General features: G+C 29.6%; 18 protein-coding genes. 5 read left to right on the forward strand and 13 right to left on the reverse strand.

What is annotated here, in order from left to right; all coding sequences use genetic code 11:
* Positions 1–176: 176 nt before the first annotated feature.
* The 7 genes from M4I21_RS13915 to M4I21_RS13945 all read right to left on the reverse strand — a co-directional run bounded on the left by M4I21_RS13915 (position 177) and on the right by M4I21_RS13945 (position 6960).
* On the reverse strand, positions 177–2702 hold the full coding sequence (locus M4I21_RS13915; protein WP_249559838.1) for a YARHG domain-containing protein: 2526 nt from the start codon (positions 2700–2702) through the stop codon (positions 177–179).
* Positions 2703–2713: 11 nt separating this feature from the next.
* Positions 2714–3166 (reverse strand): hypothetical protein, encoded by a 453-nt coding sequence (locus tag M4I21_RS13920; protein WP_249559839.1) that lies wholly within the window; start codon positions 3164–3166, stop codon positions 2714–2716.
* A gap of 329 nt (positions 3167–3495) precedes the next feature.
* Positions 3496–4503 carry a hypothetical protein gene (locus M4I21_RS13925; protein WP_249559840.1) on the reverse strand — a complete coding sequence of 336 codons (1008 nt, stop codon included), beginning with the start codon at positions 4501–4503 and terminating at the stop codon, positions 3496–3498.
* 49 nt (positions 4504–4552) lie between these two features.
* Positions 4553–5254, reverse strand: a complete 702-nt coding sequence (locus tag M4I21_RS13930; protein ID WP_249559841.1) for a hypothetical protein — start codon at positions 5252–5254, stop codon at positions 4553–4555.
* A gap of 141 nt (positions 5255–5395) precedes the next feature.
* Positions 5396–5752 carry a hypothetical protein gene (locus M4I21_RS13935; protein ID WP_249559842.1) on the reverse strand — a complete coding sequence of 119 codons (357 nt, stop codon included), beginning with the start codon at positions 5750–5752 and terminating at the stop codon, positions 5396–5398.
* A 52-nt stretch (positions 5753–5804) separates the two neighbouring features.
* Positions 5805–6050 (reverse strand): hypothetical protein, encoded by a 246-nt coding sequence (locus M4I21_RS13940; RefSeq protein WP_249559843.1) that lies wholly within the window; start codon positions 6048–6050, stop codon positions 5805–5807.
* A 10-nt stretch (positions 6051–6060) separates the two neighbouring features.
* Positions 6061–6960 (reverse strand): LysR substrate-binding domain-containing protein, encoded by a 900-nt coding sequence (locus M4I21_RS13945; protein WP_249559844.1) that lies wholly within the window; start codon positions 6958–6960, stop codon positions 6061–6063.
* 82 nt (positions 6961–7042) lie between these two features.
* Here M4I21_RS13945 and M4I21_RS13950 point away from each other — a divergent pair, with 82 nt between their 5' ends.
* A complete protein-coding gene (locus M4I21_RS13950) occupies positions 7043–7669 on the forward strand; it encodes a LysE family translocator (RefSeq protein WP_249559845.1) in 627 nt (208 codons plus the stop codon).
* A 48-nt stretch (positions 7670–7717) separates the two neighbouring features.
* On the opposite strand, the gene M4I21_RS13955 is transcribed toward M4I21_RS13950, so the two are convergent.
* The 6 genes from M4I21_RS13955 to M4I21_RS13980 form a co-directional block, all read right to left on the reverse strand.
* Entirely contained in the window at positions 7718–8443 is a 726-nt protein-coding gene (locus tag M4I21_RS13955) for a DUF6630 family protein (RefSeq protein WP_249559846.1), read from the reverse strand.
* A 56-nt stretch (positions 8444–8499) separates the two neighbouring features.
* Positions 8500–8922: a hypothetical protein gene (locus tag M4I21_RS13960; RefSeq protein WP_249559847.1), complete on the reverse strand. Its 423-nt coding sequence runs from the start codon at positions 8920–8922 to the stop codon at positions 8500–8502.
* 725 nt (positions 8923–9647) lie between these two features.
* On the reverse strand, positions 9648–10211 hold the full coding sequence (locus M4I21_RS13965; protein ID WP_249559848.1) for a DinB family protein: 564 nt from the start codon (positions 10209–10211) through the stop codon (positions 9648–9650).
* Between the two features lie 490 nt (positions 10212–10701).
* A complete protein-coding gene (locus M4I21_RS13970) occupies positions 10702–11709 on the reverse strand; it encodes a hypothetical protein (RefSeq protein ID WP_249559849.1) in 1008 nt (335 codons plus the stop codon).
* A gap of 225 nt (positions 11710–11934) precedes the next feature.
* On the reverse strand, positions 11935–12447 hold the full coding sequence (locus M4I21_RS13975; protein ID WP_249559850.1) for a hypothetical protein: 513 nt from the start codon (positions 12445–12447) through the stop codon (positions 11935–11937).
* On the reverse strand, positions 12444–12836 hold the full coding sequence (locus tag M4I21_RS13980; RefSeq protein WP_249559851.1) for a nucleotidyltransferase domain-containing protein: 393 nt from the start codon (positions 12834–12836) through the stop codon (positions 12444–12446). The genes M4I21_RS13975 and M4I21_RS13980 overlap by 4 nt, the downstream gene beginning before the upstream one ends.
* A 524-nt stretch (positions 12837–13360) precedes the next feature.
* Here M4I21_RS13980 and M4I21_RS13985 point away from each other — a divergent pair.
* From M4I21_RS13985 to M4I21_RS14000, 4 genes are all read left to right on the forward strand, one after another.
* A complete protein-coding gene (locus M4I21_RS13985) occupies positions 13361–13879 on the forward strand; it encodes an NUDIX hydrolase (RefSeq protein ID WP_249559852.1) in 519 nt (172 codons plus the stop codon).
* A gap of 130 nt (positions 13880–14009) precedes the next feature.
* A complete protein-coding gene (locus M4I21_RS13990) occupies positions 14010–14177 on the forward strand; it encodes a hypothetical protein (RefSeq protein ID WP_249559853.1) in 168 nt (55 codons plus the stop codon).
* Positions 14178–14183: 6 nt separating this feature from the next.
* On the forward strand, positions 14184–14921 hold the full coding sequence (locus M4I21_RS13995) for an SDR family oxidoreductase (RefSeq protein ID WP_249559854.1): 738 nt from the start codon (positions 14184–14186) through the stop codon (positions 14919–14921).
* Between the two features lie 189 nt (positions 14922–15110).
* Entirely contained in the window at positions 15111–16955 is a 1845-nt protein-coding gene (locus M4I21_RS14000) for a PLP-dependent aminotransferase family protein (RefSeq protein ID WP_249559855.1), read from the forward strand.
* Positions 16956–17039: the final 84 nt, after the last annotated feature.

Genomic DNA, 17039 nt, shown 5'->3' on the forward strand with positions numbered 1-17039 from the left:
TGAAAATCTAATCTTAAATATATAAATGTAGAAGTTGAGTCTATATTTGATACTATGTAACCAAATTTCGCCTAAAAAGTGTCATTATGATTGTTTAATGATAAAGGCTTATATCCATTTTTATATAAACAAAAAAAGATCTCCTAATCAACCTACGTAATTAAAAAACGCTTAAGTTAATTATAATCAGAAGTGACATTAGCAAACTCTACAGAAAAATCATCTTCAATTATAAACTCAAAATCAACAACCTCATTAACCTCCCAACGTTCATATGGATCTTCTACCAACTTATTATCTTTAATACGTATTGTTAGCGTTTTTTTTGTGTAATTAAAGAAAATAATTAACTCATCTGTATCTTCAATTTTCATACCTCCCGTATCATCATACATCCAAAGTCCTTCCACATCTGCAGGCACGGAAAAAGTAAGCTTATTAGATTTTGTAACATCGTTAACTTTTATGCTCTTAATGAATTTCTTTAGTATTGGATAATATTTTTTATATTCATTAGAAAAATTAAGGTTATTTTGATACTTCTTTTTTAAACTATTTATAGCGCCTACAGCCCTATCAATACGTTGTTGCTCATACATTTTTATTAGGCGTACATTTTCTTCTTCTATATCATTTAAAGTAATCTCTATACCTTCTTGTGGTTGATACCAACCTTCTTTATCAAAATAATCTTTTATATCTCCATCCTTAAAAAGAAAACCTTTTCTTGCAAAAATCTCATTACGCAATAATGAAAGTCCCCATCTACTTTTAGTTTTTAAATACGACTCTGGAATTACTTTAGTATCTAGTTTATTATGAATAAGAAGTTCATTTTTACTGGGACTGTATGCATTGTCAGAAAACCACAAGTCTCTATCTGTTTTAGATGTAATAAACTGCTCACTTAAAGCATTATAATCTACAAGTTTGCTGTTACCTGTGATATCTAATAATTTTTTAACATACACTAAATTCTCTAAACCATTTAATGATTTTAGTTCGCTATTATCGTGAAAATCCAACTCTTCATTAACTCTCTCTAAACTACTAAATCCTGTTAAATCTTCTAACGAATAGTTTTCTCTCAAGTATATTTTATTTGAACTCTTTAAGTTACTAAAACCACTTAAATCTGCTAACTTCTTATTATCATCTACCCATAGGTAGTTTATAAATTCTAAACTTTTAAATCCTCTAATACTTACCAGAACAGGGTTGTCTTCTATAGAAAATCTTTCATTTATTGTTTTTAAGCTATTAAAACCTTCTACAGCAGTAAGCGTAATATTGTCTTCTATTTTTATACCTCCTCTTATTGTTTTAAGACCATTAAAACCCTGCAAAGAAATTAACTTTTCATTTCCTGTAACAACAATATTTTCTATATCTACTAGCGCATCAGGACCACTAAAGTGTTCCAGTGTCTTTGTGCTACGTATGTAAAAATTATTATTTACATGTGTCAGTTTTTCAAAAGAGTTTCTTAAATCTACCACAATTATCTTTGTGCCAATTCCCATATTTTTACCAACCTTCGTAAGGTTGCTAAACATATTCATTTCTTTAACTTGATTTAAGTTTATGCTAAAATTTCCTCCTATATACTTAATACTACTAAAGCCTGTACCCTTATTTAAAACATCTATAGAAAGTACAACATCTTCTTTAACAACCTTAATATTATTTAGGCCAGTAAGCTCTGTTAAAGATTCATTTTTATAAATAGCAATTCTGTTAATTGAATCTTTAACTGTATTAACACCACTAATATCACTTAACAAAGGGTTTTGTGTAATACTTAAATCTCCTTTTATTGTTGTTAACTTTTTTAAACCATTTAAGCTTTTTAATGCTTTATTTCCTGTGATTGAAAAGTCTTCCCCTATACTTTTTAATGAGGATAAACCCTCTAAGTTTTTTAGTTTATCATTGTTTTTAATATGAAGAAACTTTTTAATTTCTGTAATTTTTTCTAGACCTGTTAGCTCTTCTATCTCTGGGTTTAATCTTATTTGGACCTCTCCGTCTACCTTACTTAAGCTACGCAAACCTTTTAAGTCTTTTAGGTAGTTATTACTAACAATTTGTATATGACAATCTATGGTGGTTTTAATATTATGTAACCCTTCTAAACTTTGAAGCGATAAATTAGAAGTAATTGCTATATATTCTCCTACGCTAGTGATGCCAGACAATTGAGAAATATTTTGTAATCTTTTGTTTTTATTAATTTCCAATCCGTTTGGCATACTGCCCGAAACGCTGTTAAGTCCTTCTAGACTTGTAAGTATTGGATTTTGAGCAATATTTAATTTACCAACCTTTTTTAACTTTTTTAAGGCTGTTAAATCGGTTAGTAACTTATTTTCATGAATTTCTAATTCACCAGAAATTTCTTTTAAGTTATTTAAACCGTTTAAAGAGGTGATGTACTTGTTCCCTTCCTCTAACTTACTTTTATAATCATTAATACCAATATATACATTACCGTTTACAGATTTTAAGGACTTAAGTTGTGCTAGGTCTATAATTTTTGAACCATAAACTTTTAAATCTCCATTTAAAGAAGTGTATGCGCCAGATTTAAAATTATCAAAATCTTTAGGAAATAAATCTCCTTCCCAAACACTAGGTTCTTGAGCCTTTAGATTAAATATGCATACTAAAGATGCTAATAAAAATATTAAACTATTTTTCATAACGTAAGATTTTAACAAGAGAAACATAACTCTTTAAACTTTAGAGCTGAGCATTTTTTATTTTGCAAACTCATTATAGATGGGTTGTAACCGTTATCTAGAGTTTCAATTTTTTCAATAATACCTTTTGTAATCTCGACTCCTTTTATTCCTGCTGAAATAAGTTCTTTTTGAAGAGCGCAATAACTATATAATTCGGCGTTTTCTAAAATTGAAAAACTTCCTCCTACTTCTTTTAAATTCTCTAACCCTTTTAATGATTCTAACTTTTTATTATCACTTATAATGATATTACCAGAACACTTTTCTAGTGTTTTCAAGACAGTTAAATCTACACCTTCATATTCTTCTATAGTAATAGCACCTTCAACTTCTGTATACGCTCCTGAAGCAAAATCTTGTAGGTGTTCTGTTAACAAATCTCCCTTCCAAATTTTTTGAGCTTGAGTCTTAACTACACCCATCGTAATTGTTAGTACTAGTAAAAAAATGAGTTTATTTAATTGCATTTTTAGTAGTTTATAAAATATGTATTGATTAAAAATTTCGGCGTTTAAATTAATGCTATTAAAAATAACACACGTAAGCCTAAACAATAGTAGTTCTAAGTACGTAGTAAATAAAGTTTCAATTTATATTTGATAGGATGCAGTATATATTTGCAATTGCTTTACTGGGCAAGTAATAAATGAGGATCTTTTGTTTACCTAGAAAGATATTTACGTATGCATTAGAGATTTTTATCAGCTAATGAAAAATATTTTTTTTTTATAAAAATTGAAAATCCTAAATACTACTCCAAATTAGCTATTTTATTGTCTTTAATTACAAGATAAAAGCGATTACCTGCAGAAACATTCTGCTTTGTCTTTTTAGAGTAAGCAGGAATCATCTTAGGCAAACCACTAATAGTTTGTAACGCAATTTCTTGCAATTGACTATTATTAGATGTTATATCACTAACCCAGGGTTTTACGGTCCCATTTATGTCTACCAGAAATCCTATTTTTATTGTACCGCTATTTATAATTAATTTTTCTCCATTTATGTTTTTGAGTATTAATTCTCTAACGCTATTGCGCAAACAAACTCCTTTCTCTACACTGTTTTCGCAACCAGGATAAATGGGGTCTTTACCACTTACAATAGGGTGCTCTATATTTGGTATTTCTTTTCTATCTCTTTTTATCAACTCCTTACCTGTATAGGCAGGCCTATCTGTTATATTTGTTGCTACCATACTCACAACAACCTTATGCGTAGGGAACTCTCCTGTTTCTTTATTGTAGTTGTTAGACATTGTAATACTTAACTTTATCAATGCGTTCTCTAAATTCCAAATTATACTTTTATAATAAGTATTGTTCTCTGTAATTTCTAAAGGCATACTCCCTTCTATAGTACCATCACCCATAGAAGCTATCATTGCGTTTTCTCCTTTTAAATAAAAACTAAGCATATTTTTTCTAAACTCTAAATCCTTTTTATTATTTAATTTTTTGTTATGATTGGCTACATCCCACTCATTAATTAATTCTAGAATAAGACTATCTTTTTTATAATAAATATACCTTGCAACTATATCTACATCAGCAATATCATTATCTTTTCTTATAAATGAAAGCAACCCCAAATCATCAGAAACAGTATGGTAATCTGAATTTAATATTTGACCTCCAGGAAAATTATTTTCTGCTTCTAGGTATGTTGAAAGCGGAAATTTATTTAAATCTAGATTTGATACTTGACAGAAACCTGTAGTGACAACTAACAAAACAAGAAGTGTAATTAGTTTTTTCATTTAAGCATATTTAATATTAAAATTCTAGTTTTAGTTTTAGATAAAAAAACTATCCTATTTTTCTCATCCTTAGCTCACTCTTTAAAACTAGACTAATAGATTCTTCAACCTCAGTTACATTAAAGTTCTCATCTCCCAACTTTATAATTTTAAACGTAGTTTTATTTTTTATACTACCGCGTTTTTCATCTTTCCAACCATGAGAAAAAACAATTCCTTCGTCTGTTAACTCCCAGCTACAATTGTGTGTTTTTTTAGGGTCATAAAATTTAACGTCACAGGTTCCGTCTTCATAAAACATAATCCAACTATTGTTTGGGTCTAACTTAAAGGCTTTCGCTGCTAATTCTGGGTTAGACTCTACAGCATCTGGATGAACGTCTAAATAATCTGGTTTGTAATAATACATTCCCCATTTAATATTACAAAAAAGTTTTATTTTTTGCTTTTTAAGAGCCTCTTCTTCCTTTTGTTTCTGCTCTTCAAGATTACTTTTTCGTTTTGCTAAAGTATCGTTCCATCTTTCTTGACCGTTGGCCAGCATCTCTTGGTATCTTTTACCAGATAAATCTTCTTTAATAGATTTTAAAAAAGAAAGTTGCCACTTAAGTACCTTGTAATCATACACCTTTATCTCTTTTCTTATTGCGAGCAAGTCTTCAGCTTCACTAGCTTTATCATATTTTTTTTCAATTGGCTTAGAACAGCCTATAAAAATTAACAAAAGCGGAATTACTATGATTTTCTTCATCTATATTTTCTGTTATTTTACAATAGCAATAGTAATGCTACTAGCCCATCAAAGAAAGTACTAATTTATATCTGTAAGCATATAATACATATTTGTACCGTTGTACAAAGCGGTACAATTTAAAACGTAATATTTTCCGTTCTATTCGCCATCATAACGTTGGGGTACTTGAGGGTCGTACAACGGACAGTTATACGTAACCATCACTTCAATTATTTGGTTCATATCTTCACCCTCCATCCCGTAACAATCGAACCTAACAAATTGTTTTGTTGTAGATATCCCAAAAGCTCCTTTACCATCTGGGTTTTCAAAATCGATAGTACTTCCTTCCATTTTCCAATTGGCAAATTTTTGCTGAACATCTTTAATAATTGCTTCAATTGGCAAATCTTCTAGTCCGTCTACAAGTTCTTCCTCAGAACACTTTATATACGTATCTTGATGCTCTAAATAAACATCTTTTTTATATTTCCAGAAATTTAAATCGTATCCCATTTTATCTATGTTCTTGGATATTAATTTGCGAATTAAAATAGTCTTTTACTATTTAACCGCGTTCTTCTTTTACTGTTGCTGCATTCAAAATTGAAAGTACATTGGCATTTGCGATGGTAATTATAGCATCAATTTCGTTCTCAAAATGAGATACAAACACAATAGCAGATTTTACTTTATACAAACTATACTTTGTTACATCTATCTTTAGCTCTAAAAACTTACGCTCTATAACTTCTAAATTATAGTTTTTACTACGCACTAATTCCAAATAAAACAGTTCTGGATCTTTTTTCATTGTAAAAACATTATTTTTTTAATGACTTAGCATAATCTACTACTTTAGTAATAATTTTATTTGGATCATTTTTTCTAAAATTGATATACAAATCTATCTCTTCATTTAAGTCTATAAATCTAATATTTTTAGTTTTCGAAAATTTAAATGAAGAAGGTAAAATAGAAATTCCAAGTTCTTTAGATACAAGATTTAAAATCATTCCTCCAAAGTCCGACTCAATTATTGTTTTTGGTTTAAAATTATTCTTTTCAAAAAAGCTTCTTAAAAGAGATGCAAAAAAAGTTGTTTTATACAACCCAGAAATAATAAATTTCTCATCTTTTAACTCGTTTAAGTTCTTTAAAGAATCGGTTGTTAACCAATGATTTTTTGGCACCACTAAACATATTGGCTCAGAAAATAATTTAAAGGAAGCTATGTTTATATTTTTTATTTCATCTCTACTAAATGCAATATCTGTACTGTAATTAAGCAACAATTGCTCGTGGTTTTCATCTGTTGGCTCTACCAATTCTAATTTTAAGTCGGGCAGGTTTAAATTTAAAACCTCAAGAAAATTGGGTAAAAATTTAAATGCAATAGAACCCGGATAACTAAAGGAAACAAAACCAGATGTACCCTCATCTATCTTTTTTGCCTGTTGCACAACTTGCTCAAAATCATTAATGGTAACTGTCCATTTTTCTTGCAAAAACTTACCTGCATCAGTAAGCTTTACGTTTCTTTTATCTCTCTCAAAAAGGAGTATCCCCATTTCATCTTCCAACGACTGTATTTGCCTACTTAGTGCCGACTGAGATATAAATACCTTCTCTGCTGTTCTCCAAAAATGAAGTTCGTTAGAAAGGGCTAAAAAATATTTTATTTGCTGAATAGTCATATCTAATGCGTTTTTTGCATTAATCAAACAAAAATAAGAATTTTTAAACGCACTACATAATGGTTTCTTTGCTCTATAATTTAGTGTAATCCTTAAAATTAAAGAAACAATGGGTATAGAAAATTTTATCACATTTTTGTTTACTGCTTTCATTTTTATTATAACCCCAGGCATTGATACTGTTTTTGTATTAAACAAGTCTATAGTACAGGGTAAAAAATCTGGGATATACGCTACATTAGGCATAAATACAGGTATTTTAGCTCACACTCTTTTTGCTGCCTTAGGTCTATCTGTACTGCTATCTAAGTCAGAACATGCATTTACAACAATAAAATATGCAGGATTTATTTACTTAATTATTTTAGGGATTTCTAAACTAAAAAATAGTAAAAAAACAGTGAAATTTAAAGAAAGCAAAGAACCAAAAAAAGGTAAAAACGATTTTTGGTCTGGTTTTTTTACCAATACATTAAACCCAAAAGTTGCATTATTCGTTTTAGCCTTTTTCCCTCAATTTATAAATCCCACAGAAATTAAAAACCCAATACCATTTATAGTACTTGGTATTTCTTTTGCGGTAATGGGTACACTTTGGTATATAGCTCTTACATTTTTTGCAAGTAGTTTTACGCAAAAGATTAATAACAACCCAAATTTTAACCTTTGGTTAAACAGATTAAGTGGTGTAGCCTTTATACTTATGGGAATTTCTATAGTACTGGTTAAAAAATAGAACTGCCTTTTTATTGAAGATTAACAGGCTATAAACTTATATAAAATATCACGTATTAAAGTACTCGTACCCTATTGCATTAACAGCTTGTTTTACTTTTTTAGTGTCTTTTATTTTATGAATTAAGATTACATACTCGTCACTATTCGTATTAATAAACCCTATTTGAAAATCGATATGTACTAAGGGCTTGTTGTAATCTTTAAATACAGCATCATGAGCAACAGAAGCATTTGGCCCATAACTTTCTGGAATGGGTAAATCTACAGATAAATTAAAATTATCCTGCAAAGCTCTTTCTATTCTCCAATCTAAAGTCTCAATATCTTGTTTCCAATCTAAACTCATAATAAAAAACAGCTCATTATCATCAAGGTATTCCATTACTCTATTTAAGGTAGTTGTATACTCATCTTCATTATTATAACTATTTAAAGTGTTTAAGAAAAGACTTAATTTATTCTGAGTATCTATAGAGCAACATAGTTTTGCTAACTTTATATACCCCTGAATTTCAGCAGGAGTTACATTTATAGTTGGATAAACAAATTGTTGTTGTTTTTGTTGTTGTTGTTTTGTAGCTGACTTTAGAGCCGGTATACCTTTGTTTAAAACTCTTTTTTTTGATATAAAGTCATTTCTATTCCAAAGATAAAAAACTATGCTGCCTATTGAAAACAGAAGATACCTAAAAGAAAAATTAAATAAATAACCAGCTGCTATTAATACAATTATTAGGACGACACATAGTATATAGTAGGTTTTTGCTTTCACTATCGATTTTTTATAACACTATAGCATTAATAATTAGTTCATAGGCATACTCATTACTAACCTATTTTCTCGTAAACCTCTTCAAAAATAGGGTTTTCTACTACTTTGTATAGCTTAATATTAAGCTCTTTAATTTTAGATATCTTTTTCTTTATCTGGGATAAAAGCACCCCTCTTGTTTTTATTAAATCGTGAATAAAGCCTACTCTACGGCCGCCAACAAACCATAAAAAACTTCTTTCTTTTCTCTGTCTAGATATAAATAATTCAATTTCTGAAACCCGTAACGTAGGATAATCACCAATACATTTCTTTATAAAAATAGATTGCCTCTCAAAACCTAAATCCGCTAGCATTTTAATGTTCCTATTATGAATTTCTAAAAATTCGGAAGAAGAATTAACCATTTCTACCCGTTCATAAAAATCTATTATAACATTAAGTGACTTCTTTAAAATTTGGATCTCAGATTCTCTCATTCTTTCTCTTATAAATAACACACATTAATTAAAGCAATAATAGCTATAGTACTCTAAAAAAAATAAGAGTAATCTATATTTGCTAGTGTACAATGTATATTTGTAACAGACTTTACAAACAAGCAGTACTTTATTGTTATGGGGCCAGTTAGCCCTTTGTGTTAGATATTAGAAAATGTTATGTAGAGGTAATTCTTCTATAGGTAGGCAAAAACCATAAATTAAATTATAAGATCTATCCTTTAGTGAGATGTACGCTTTTCTATGGCACCCCATTTAGTCTAGTTTATTCTTATTTTTTTTCAGATTTATACTGGCTTATGTGCTATCTACTTACATATACATAAACCTTATTATTAGCTATAGTGTATAAACTTTTATCACTAGATACTTTTTTTTATAGGGCGCCGCCATCTGGCCAATTTGTCCAATGATTATTTGGTGGTACGCTTTAATGATGGTTTCTATTCGGTTTTGTTAAAAAGGTATTGAAATAAATCTATTTTGTAATTTTCCTTTTTCAATTATCCAAATTACAGCATAACTTCCGGCACCATCGCTATTCCTGGATTGTATGTATACAATATTCTTCTTTTCGTTATAATTGACACTAGTATACTCTAAATTTGGTTCATATAAATTTTGAATAGATTTTTTAGGCAACTCAATTTTAACTTTAGCTACACAAAAAAATTAACCAACCGTTTAAAATATTTAAGTGTTTGTTAAGGTAATCTTTGTAGAATCAATTTTATCTGTCCTAAGTGGTGTGCTTGATGTTCCATCACATGAAACCAAGACCAATGATTGTCCTTAGTCCACCAATCATCATTTCTATTCTTGAATTCTTTTAACGTATTTTTTCTAACTTTTTTATAAATATCTAAATAATATTTTATCGGTTTTTCTTTAAGTATTTCCTTAGTTTTATCTAGATCAAGACTCATTTCTAAGATATCCTGTTCTTCTTTCTCATATTCATTAAGTATATTTTCTCTAAATGAAGATTTTTGATATCCTACCTCTACAGCAGCTAAATGTAAAACAATAGCTCCTATTGAATTTGCTTGCTCGTCAAATTGGTAGTCTGTTTCAGATTGATTAAGTCCTCGTGTAGACGAAATTACATCGCTTTTTAAATTTTCTAGCATATAAACCATAACTCCTATCTGAGTATCATATCCTTTTTTACTATTTATGTCTTGAGCATTGGCTCTACTAGAACAGAATAGAAATGCAATTAAAATTAGAAGATGTACTAAATGTGTTTTGTTATATATATTTTTCATTCCTTTCTTGTTTTATTGTACCAAATGGTCCTGTACATGGTTTAGTCCGCAATTAAGTTACTAAGTTACTACTATAGATAGATACTGGAAATAAAACCCACTAAAACTATCACAAGCAACTTATAACCAATTAATTACACATAGTATTATAAGCAATCTTAATTACCGTTATCAGTTTCTATATCTTTTTACTTTTTAAAGAAGGTTCTTTTCTTACTTTTAAACCTAATTCAGCAGTTACACTACATTCGTGTGAAAACAAATTAAATGTTGTTAGCAGTAAAATTATGGCTGTTATATGTTTGACTTTCATTAAAGTTTTTCTCTTATTTATTAGAAGGGTTGTGTATAAGAATAGTTGCGTTGTTTAAGCAACTAATTTAGCAAATAATTACTAACCAAGAAAGTCCGTGAGTCCCGACGCTTCGGGATTCGTAAGTAGACGAGAACAAGCAATTACTTATAGCCATTGTTGTATGCTGGCTTTTTTTTATTCAACTTTATTTCGAATTTCGGTTGTTAAGGTTTTTATATAGATTACTAATTCAATAGCATCTTTTTCTTTTACTACAATTCTTTGTCCCGACTTATATTTGTTGTCAAAAGATTTAGCGATATACTTTTCGTCTACTATACCCTCAGTATGTTGAAGTAGATGTCTGCGTTGAAATAAAATATTTAATCTTTTAAATTCTGTTTCAGTCAGCCAATCTTTATAGGATTCGTTGAAAAGTTCATTCCACAAATCTCCACCAACATCAAGTTTTTGAAATGCGTTAAAAGGAATTTTTGATTTCGAATTCTTATGTTTTGAATACATTATATCACAATACCTTTGGAATGCAACCACAGAATCGAGAAGACATTTTTCAATTAATGTTTGACAAGTATTTTCTGATTGGTCTTTACTAATTTCGTTTAATGCTTTTCTTATTGTGGGAATATTATTTATTGAACTCTCAATCTTATTAATTGTATTATTAAAGGTTTGTTCAACTGAATTATGTCCACAACAAGGACAAAAGAAAGCACTACCAATTACAGAATATCTTGATTCACACTTTTCGCATTTAATTTTTTGTTCAAAAATTTCCTGTGATGGTATTGGCATTATTATTTTTTGAGGTGTATGTCCCTTAACACTCATATTCATAGATATGAATCCTCCTTTGGGTTGTCGGCTATTGAAGTTTCTGGCATCATCCTTCATTGCTTTATGGATTTTACCTTCAATATATTCTCCCGCCTGTTTTTGAGCATTATTAACCTGTTCGGTTGTCCAAAAAGTATCGCTTGTTGATTCATTACCGCACATTGGGCAGAAAACAGATTCGTCTTTAAAATTATTTTTCCAATCTTCTTCGTGAACCTTAAATTCGAACATACACTCTTCGTCAGGACATTCTCTATCAAAGAACCCATTTTCGTCCGTTTCAATCGGAATCGAAACTTTAATTCCTTCCATTTGTTTTAATTCTCTCAGAAGTTTTTCGAACATATTCTGTTTCTTTTAGCTTGCATACAACGTTTAGTATAAGGAACGTAGGGCAGTTAATAAGCGCTTTCGTTTCGGTTTATTACTTAGCTAAATATAAATATTTTGCTTTTATCGTTTTTTCTATAAATGCCAAATTTTATATTTAGCGGACTTTGTTAATATGTACAGAACTTTCGGTTTAACACAAATGCCCTATGTTTTTTATACCGTGTTAGGCACAGTATTTTACATATCAGGATTAAATAAAATAATTTCTGAATTGATAGATTTACAAAATTTTGATAATTTATTCAGTTTTTCCAATTCTTCAATTGTTTCATTATGATAATCGGTTAGGTTATTTTGTTTTAAGTATTCTAACAAATTTGAAGTAATTAATAATAAATTTTCAGGATTAATACAATCCCAATCAAGCATTTCTTCCTTCTGTATTGCAAAACGATAAAGTTTGTCACCTGCATAATCATAGAATGAAAGTGACTTTATTTCGCTTTCTGATAAGTATTGTTCATAAGGAATTTTATTGTCATCTTTTTCTGATATATTTTCTCCGAAACTAAATTGATTATTTAATAAATTATAAGTGGGATAATAAAATATTTCCATTTGGTAAGTTTCTACATTATCTCCCCATTCATTTGGTTTTAAAAAGGACGAAACTTCTTTAAATTCAGGTTTGCTTTCGTATTCTGCTTTTTCTGTGTCAATTATCACTAAAAATTTTTCGTATCTATTCATAAATGGTTATAATTTGTTATCAAATCTTTTTTTGAGATTAAGGGTATAATTTTATTTTCAAAACTGAATTTTTCGCAATTCTCAAATACTTTTTCAGTATTCAATCCATCTAATTTTGGGAGAATATCAATAGAAAAAGGAAAAACTTGAATTTTAATTATTCTATTCTTTTTCAAATCATCAATTATTTGATATTTACTAACGTTCAAGTCTAACACAAATTGTTTTAAGGCTTTAAGATTCTCCTCTTGAATTGAAACTAAAATGTCTAAATCCATAGTGGATTTTTTTTCATTCCTTAATAATTTAGCAACTCCTCCAGTAATTACAAATTTCACATTGTTCTTTTCTAGGACACCTATAATTCTATTTATGTACTCCTTTGTCATATTCTGACTAACGTTTTTTTTAATGTTCTGAAAATCAGCTGTTAGTGATTCTGTTTTTCAGTTATATTTTCTTCTTTATCAACTAATTAAACGTTAGCATAAAGTAATTATTTGTTTTTCCTACAAAAGGAGGAATTGTGCCTAACTAATTAGTAAACGCAAATCATTGTGTTTATTAATCCCTATTGGAGTAATAAACGCAATTATCTCTTTTTAACGTTTAATATACTCACAATGTAAAACTATTTTCTGTACTACAATTACGGATATGTGTAATTGTATGTAATAACTTTATAAATGGTAGTAATTAGCTGTTAATTTACATTTTAACCTAAGAAAACAGCCTCTTTAAAATTCTATATGAGTTGCCTATTTTATGTGTTAAAGGAGCATTTAACGAAACAATCTAATACGTGGTTATTCATAAGAAAATATAAAAATGCAACTACCATTTTGCAGAACAGGTTTTATTTAAAGTTTAAGACCGTATCTTATTTTATCTTTGTAACAAAGTTATTTACAAAATGCAGATTTTAAAAACTCATTACCACCCTGAGGTAAAAACACTAGAAAATAAAGCGGTTTATACTAGGCTCGCTACTAGAAGCATAGCTGTTAAAGGAACTACTATTTTACTGCTTTATACAGAAAGGTACGAGGATTATAGTTTACCTGGTGGCGGTTTAGATACGGGTGAAGACCAAATAAAAGGGATGATACGTGAGCTTATTGAAGAAACTGGAGCTAAAGACATTACAGATATTAAACCTTTTGGCGCCTATGAAGAATACAGACCTTGGTATAAGCAAGATTATGATATTCAGCATATGATATCTTATTGCTACACCTGTACTATTAATATTGAGTTGGGTGATACTAAAATGGAATCTTACGAGATTAAAAATGGTATGTCTGCAAAATGGATTAATATTTTTGATGCCATTAAACACAACGAAAAAACAATGGCTTCTAGCGCTAAAAAAGGAATGTCTATAGAGCGCGAAACATTTTTACTTAAGCATATTGCTGCACAACTAATTTAGTATTCTGCACCTACTCGTTTATTGTTTTACAACTTACCTAACCTAAATGTAAAACTGTACGTATTTGCTACTATAAGTGCTAAGCTATAACGCAAAAAAATAATTTTATTTAAAATATTAAAATTTGATAATGGGTATAATCAGTTTAATTTTTGAGAAAAAGAAAGTTATTAATCATCCTTATTTAGGTGCTTTTATTCGTAGACCAGGAACACAAGTATATCCGCTAGCTCCAAAACCAGAAATAAAAGAAAATAATTTAAAACTAATTGCCGATAAACTTATCGCTTTAAAATAAAAACCTATGAATAAATTAGAAAACAAAGTCATAATTGTAACTGGTTCATCTAAAGGAATTGGTAAGGAAGTGGCTATTTTATTAGCAAAAAATGGTGCTAAAATAATTGTAAATCATTCTAACAGTACAAAAGAAGCTGAAGCTACTGCAACAGAAATTAAAAATAATGGCGGAGAAGCAATTGTTGTAAAAGCAGATGTAAGCAACAAAGACCAAGTAACACAGCTATTTGACAAAGCTATTGAGACTTTTGGAAAAATTGATGTTTTGATAAATAATGCTGGCACTATGATTTCAAAGAAATTAAAAGATGCTACTGAAGACGATTTTACAAAACAATTTAATGTGAATGTAAAAGGTGTTTTTAATACATTACAAGAAGCAGACAGCAAGTTGGCAGATAATGGTATTATTATTAATTTTTCTTCTAGCACAACAAAATTAATGCTACCAACTTATGCTATTTATTCGGCTACAAAAGCTGCTGTAGAACAAATGACAAAAGTATTCTCTAAAGAAATAGGAAGAGGAATTTCTGTAAATGCTATTGCACCCGGAGCTACAGAAACAGAATTATTCTTAGATGGTAAGTCACAAGAACAGATAGAAAAATTAAGTGCTATGAACGCCTTTAACAGATTGGCAAAACCAATAGATATTGCAAAAGTTGTATTGTTTTTAGCTAGTGACGATTCTAAATGGATTTCTGGACAGGTAATTGGCGCCAATGGTGCTCTTGTATAATTAATAGTTAACTGCTATTCTACAAAGGTTATGAGTTTATGTGTAACACGTGTTTGTTTAAATTTAACAAACTTAAGAGCTAAATAAAAAGTACTGTTAAACGTAAGCCAAAATAGAACAATAGGTCTTATAAGGTTTACTAAATAAATCTAATTAATGTAAATTGCCAATCTATATAAAGGTTAAATTATGGAAGACAATAAAATGCTGAATTATATTAAAGATGTACTAGACAATATGCCAACAGATTGGTTAAATCTAACAACGCATAGACTCGATATTTATGATGAAAAATTGGCTAAAATTCAATTTTTAGATCAGTTTAAAGCATTGTTTAACAACAATAATTCTAAACCAACTGCACTTAATCAGTTGCCTACGGCTTATGACTATATAAGGTTAGGGCATCCATTATCTTGTGTTTTAGAATGGGGAATTGCGAACTTACATCATCTAAAATCTGAGAACGTAATTAGTTTTTCATCTAGGACAATTCCCGTTTTAGCTATTTTAAGAAAAAACTTATTTGATCAGAAAAACACTCAGATTCTTTATACTGATGAATTGCCAGACTTTTTTGATGCTGACGTATTAAAAAGCGTTTACGGTTATAAATTTGAATTAAAAAAAGTTGATGGGGTATCAAACGTCTCAGACTTTAACGGTAGTACCGTTTTTATTTCTCAACAAAATAAATTTAATACTACAGCGCTTAACGCTACAATTGACTTTTATATTAATTGTTATGCGCACCTTGGTAGTGTACTACTAGTTAATGGTGAAGAGAATGCAAGTTATATCTCGGACATACAACACGTACGTAGAAGAGAAACTATTGCAATGACTCCAGAAAATGCTCTTACGGCACTAAAAGCACTTACAGAGCAATCTTCTATTGCTGCTTTAAACAGTTCTAAAGAGATAAATAAACCACTTGTTTTAAACGCAATTAAAGACATTACAGGTTCTACAACAAAACCTTTAGTAGCATCTAGTGGCTTGTCTATACAATATGCTATTATGATGGGCTTGGTGCATGATGCATTAGAAAACCATAAAGGAAAAGCTATTAAATTTGTTGTTCCTCCTAATTGTTATGGTGGCACAAACGACCAAGCCAGGCGTGTTGCTGCTTGCATTAGTAATGTAGAAATAGTAGACTTGCTTGTAGATGGCGATAACGATATGGTTAAAAGTATTGACGCTGTTTTAGCCGATATTGCGAATGAAGATGCTATACCATACATAATTGCAGAAATACCAACAAACCCAAGAGTAGAAGTTCCAGATCTAGAACAGTTAAAAGCTGTTTTAAGCAAAGAGCGTAAAACTGCAGCGGGTACAATAGCTATAGATCCTGTTTTTATTTTAGACCAAACATTTTGTCCTAATGTTCACTTTCTAGGTGAAGGCGAAATATTATCTACCGTTAGAACAATTTCGTTTGCGAGTGGTTCTAAATTTCCAAGTGGCGGACAATGTACTGCTGGCTATTGTGTAGGTAATGCAAAAACTGAAACCTTAATTGAAAAAATAGAAAAGCATTTAATACTTTGTGATAACGAGGCTACAGAGCTTCAATACAAAATATTAGCAAAGCAGCTACCCTCTATGAATAATAGAATTATAGAGGCTTATAAAAATACACGTGAGTTTGTAAACTTTATACAAGAAACGCTGCCAGAAGCAAAAATCAATTTTGTGTCAGAAGAATTAGCTGCCCAAGATTTTACACCTTCAGTTTTTTCTTTAGACCTACCAACAAAAGGGAACACTGCTCAAGAAAAAGAAGACTACAAAAGGGCATTAAATCTTAAGTTAATTAATTTAATGATTACAGAAATCCCTACCGAAAGTAAGTACTGTGTAAGTTACGGACAATTAAAAGGTTGTTACTGGACAATACCTGCTACATCTACACAAGGAACAACAAAAGAAGGCGATAAAGATTATATTGTACGTGCATCGCTTTCTCCTAATCTAGATCTAGAACTACATAAAAAAGTGTTTTTAGATTTTGCTAAAAGCATTTAAAAACACCTATACTCTACGGATATTCAATAGTAAAAAGCACACTGTAAAAGTTGTGCTTTTTTTCGTTTTAGATAAACTTGGGTT

Source organism: Cellulophaga sp. 20_2_10 (assembly GCF_023476645.1).
Taxonomy (GTDB): domain Bacteria; phylum Bacteroidota; class Bacteroidia; order Flavobacteriales; family Flavobacteriaceae; genus Cellulophaga.

What these genes read in the sequence shown, in the direction of transcription:
- M4I21_RS13990 (WP_249559853.1), top strand. Translation starts at nt 14,010, where the DNA reads ATGGGTATAATCAGTTTAATTTTTGAGAAAAAGAAAGTTATTAATCAT.
- M4I21_RS13930 (WP_249559841.1), bottom strand. Translation starts at nt 5,254, where the DNA reads ATGAAGAAAATCATAGTAATTCCGCTTTTGTTAATTTTTATAGGCTGT.
- M4I21_RS13940 (WP_249559843.1), bottom strand. Translation starts at nt 6,050, where the DNA reads ATGAAAAAAGATCCAGAACTGTTTTATTTGGAATTAGTGCGTAGTAAA.
- M4I21_RS14000 (WP_249559855.1), top strand. Translation starts at nt 15,111, where the DNA reads ATGGAAGACAATAAAATGCTGAATTATATTAAAGATGTACTAGACAAT.
- M4I21_RS13975 (WP_249559850.1), bottom strand. Translation starts at nt 12,447, where the DNA reads ATGAATAGATACGAAAAATTTTTAGTGATAATTGACACAGAAAAAGCA.
- M4I21_RS13985 (WP_249559852.1), top strand. Translation starts at nt 13,361, where the DNA reads ATGCAGATTTTAAAAACTCATTACCACCCTGAGGTAAAAACACTAGAA.
- M4I21_RS13965 (WP_249559848.1), bottom strand. Translation starts at nt 10,211, where the DNA reads ATGAAAAATATATATAACAAAACACATTTAGTACATCTTCTAATTTTA.
- M4I21_RS13995 (WP_249559854.1), top strand. Translation starts at nt 14,184, where the DNA reads ATGAATAAATTAGAAAACAAAGTCATAATTGTAACTGGTTCATCTAAA.
- M4I21_RS13915 (WP_249559838.1), bottom strand. Translation starts at nt 2,702, where the DNA reads ATGAAAAATAGTTTAATATTTTTATTAGCATCTTTAGTATGCATATTT.
- M4I21_RS13970 (WP_249559849.1), bottom strand. Translation starts at nt 11,709, where the DNA reads ATGTTCGAAAAACTTCTGAGAGAATTAAAACAAATGGAAGGAATTAAA.
- M4I21_RS13920 (WP_249559839.1), bottom strand. Translation starts at nt 3,166, where the DNA reads ATGGGTGTAGTTAAGACTCAAGCTCAAAAAATTTGGAAGGGAGATTTG.
- M4I21_RS13950 (WP_249559845.1), top strand. Translation starts at nt 7,043, where the DNA reads ATGGGTATAGAAAATTTTATCACATTTTTGTTTACTGCTTTCATTTTT.
- M4I21_RS13980 (WP_249559851.1), bottom strand. Translation starts at nt 12,836, where the DNA reads ATGACAAAGGAGTACATAAATAGAATTATAGGTGTCCTAGAAAAGAAC.
- M4I21_RS13925 (WP_249559840.1), bottom strand. Translation starts at nt 4,503, where the DNA reads ATGAAAAAACTAATTACACTTCTTGTTTTGTTAGTTGTCACTACAGGT.
- M4I21_RS13935 (WP_249559842.1), bottom strand. Translation starts at nt 5,752, where the DNA reads ATGGGATACGATTTAAATTTCTGGAAATATAAAAAAGATGTTTATTTA.
- M4I21_RS13960 (WP_249559847.1), bottom strand. Translation starts at nt 8,922, where the DNA reads ATGAGAGAATCTGAGATCCAAATTTTAAAGAAGTCACTTAATGTTATA.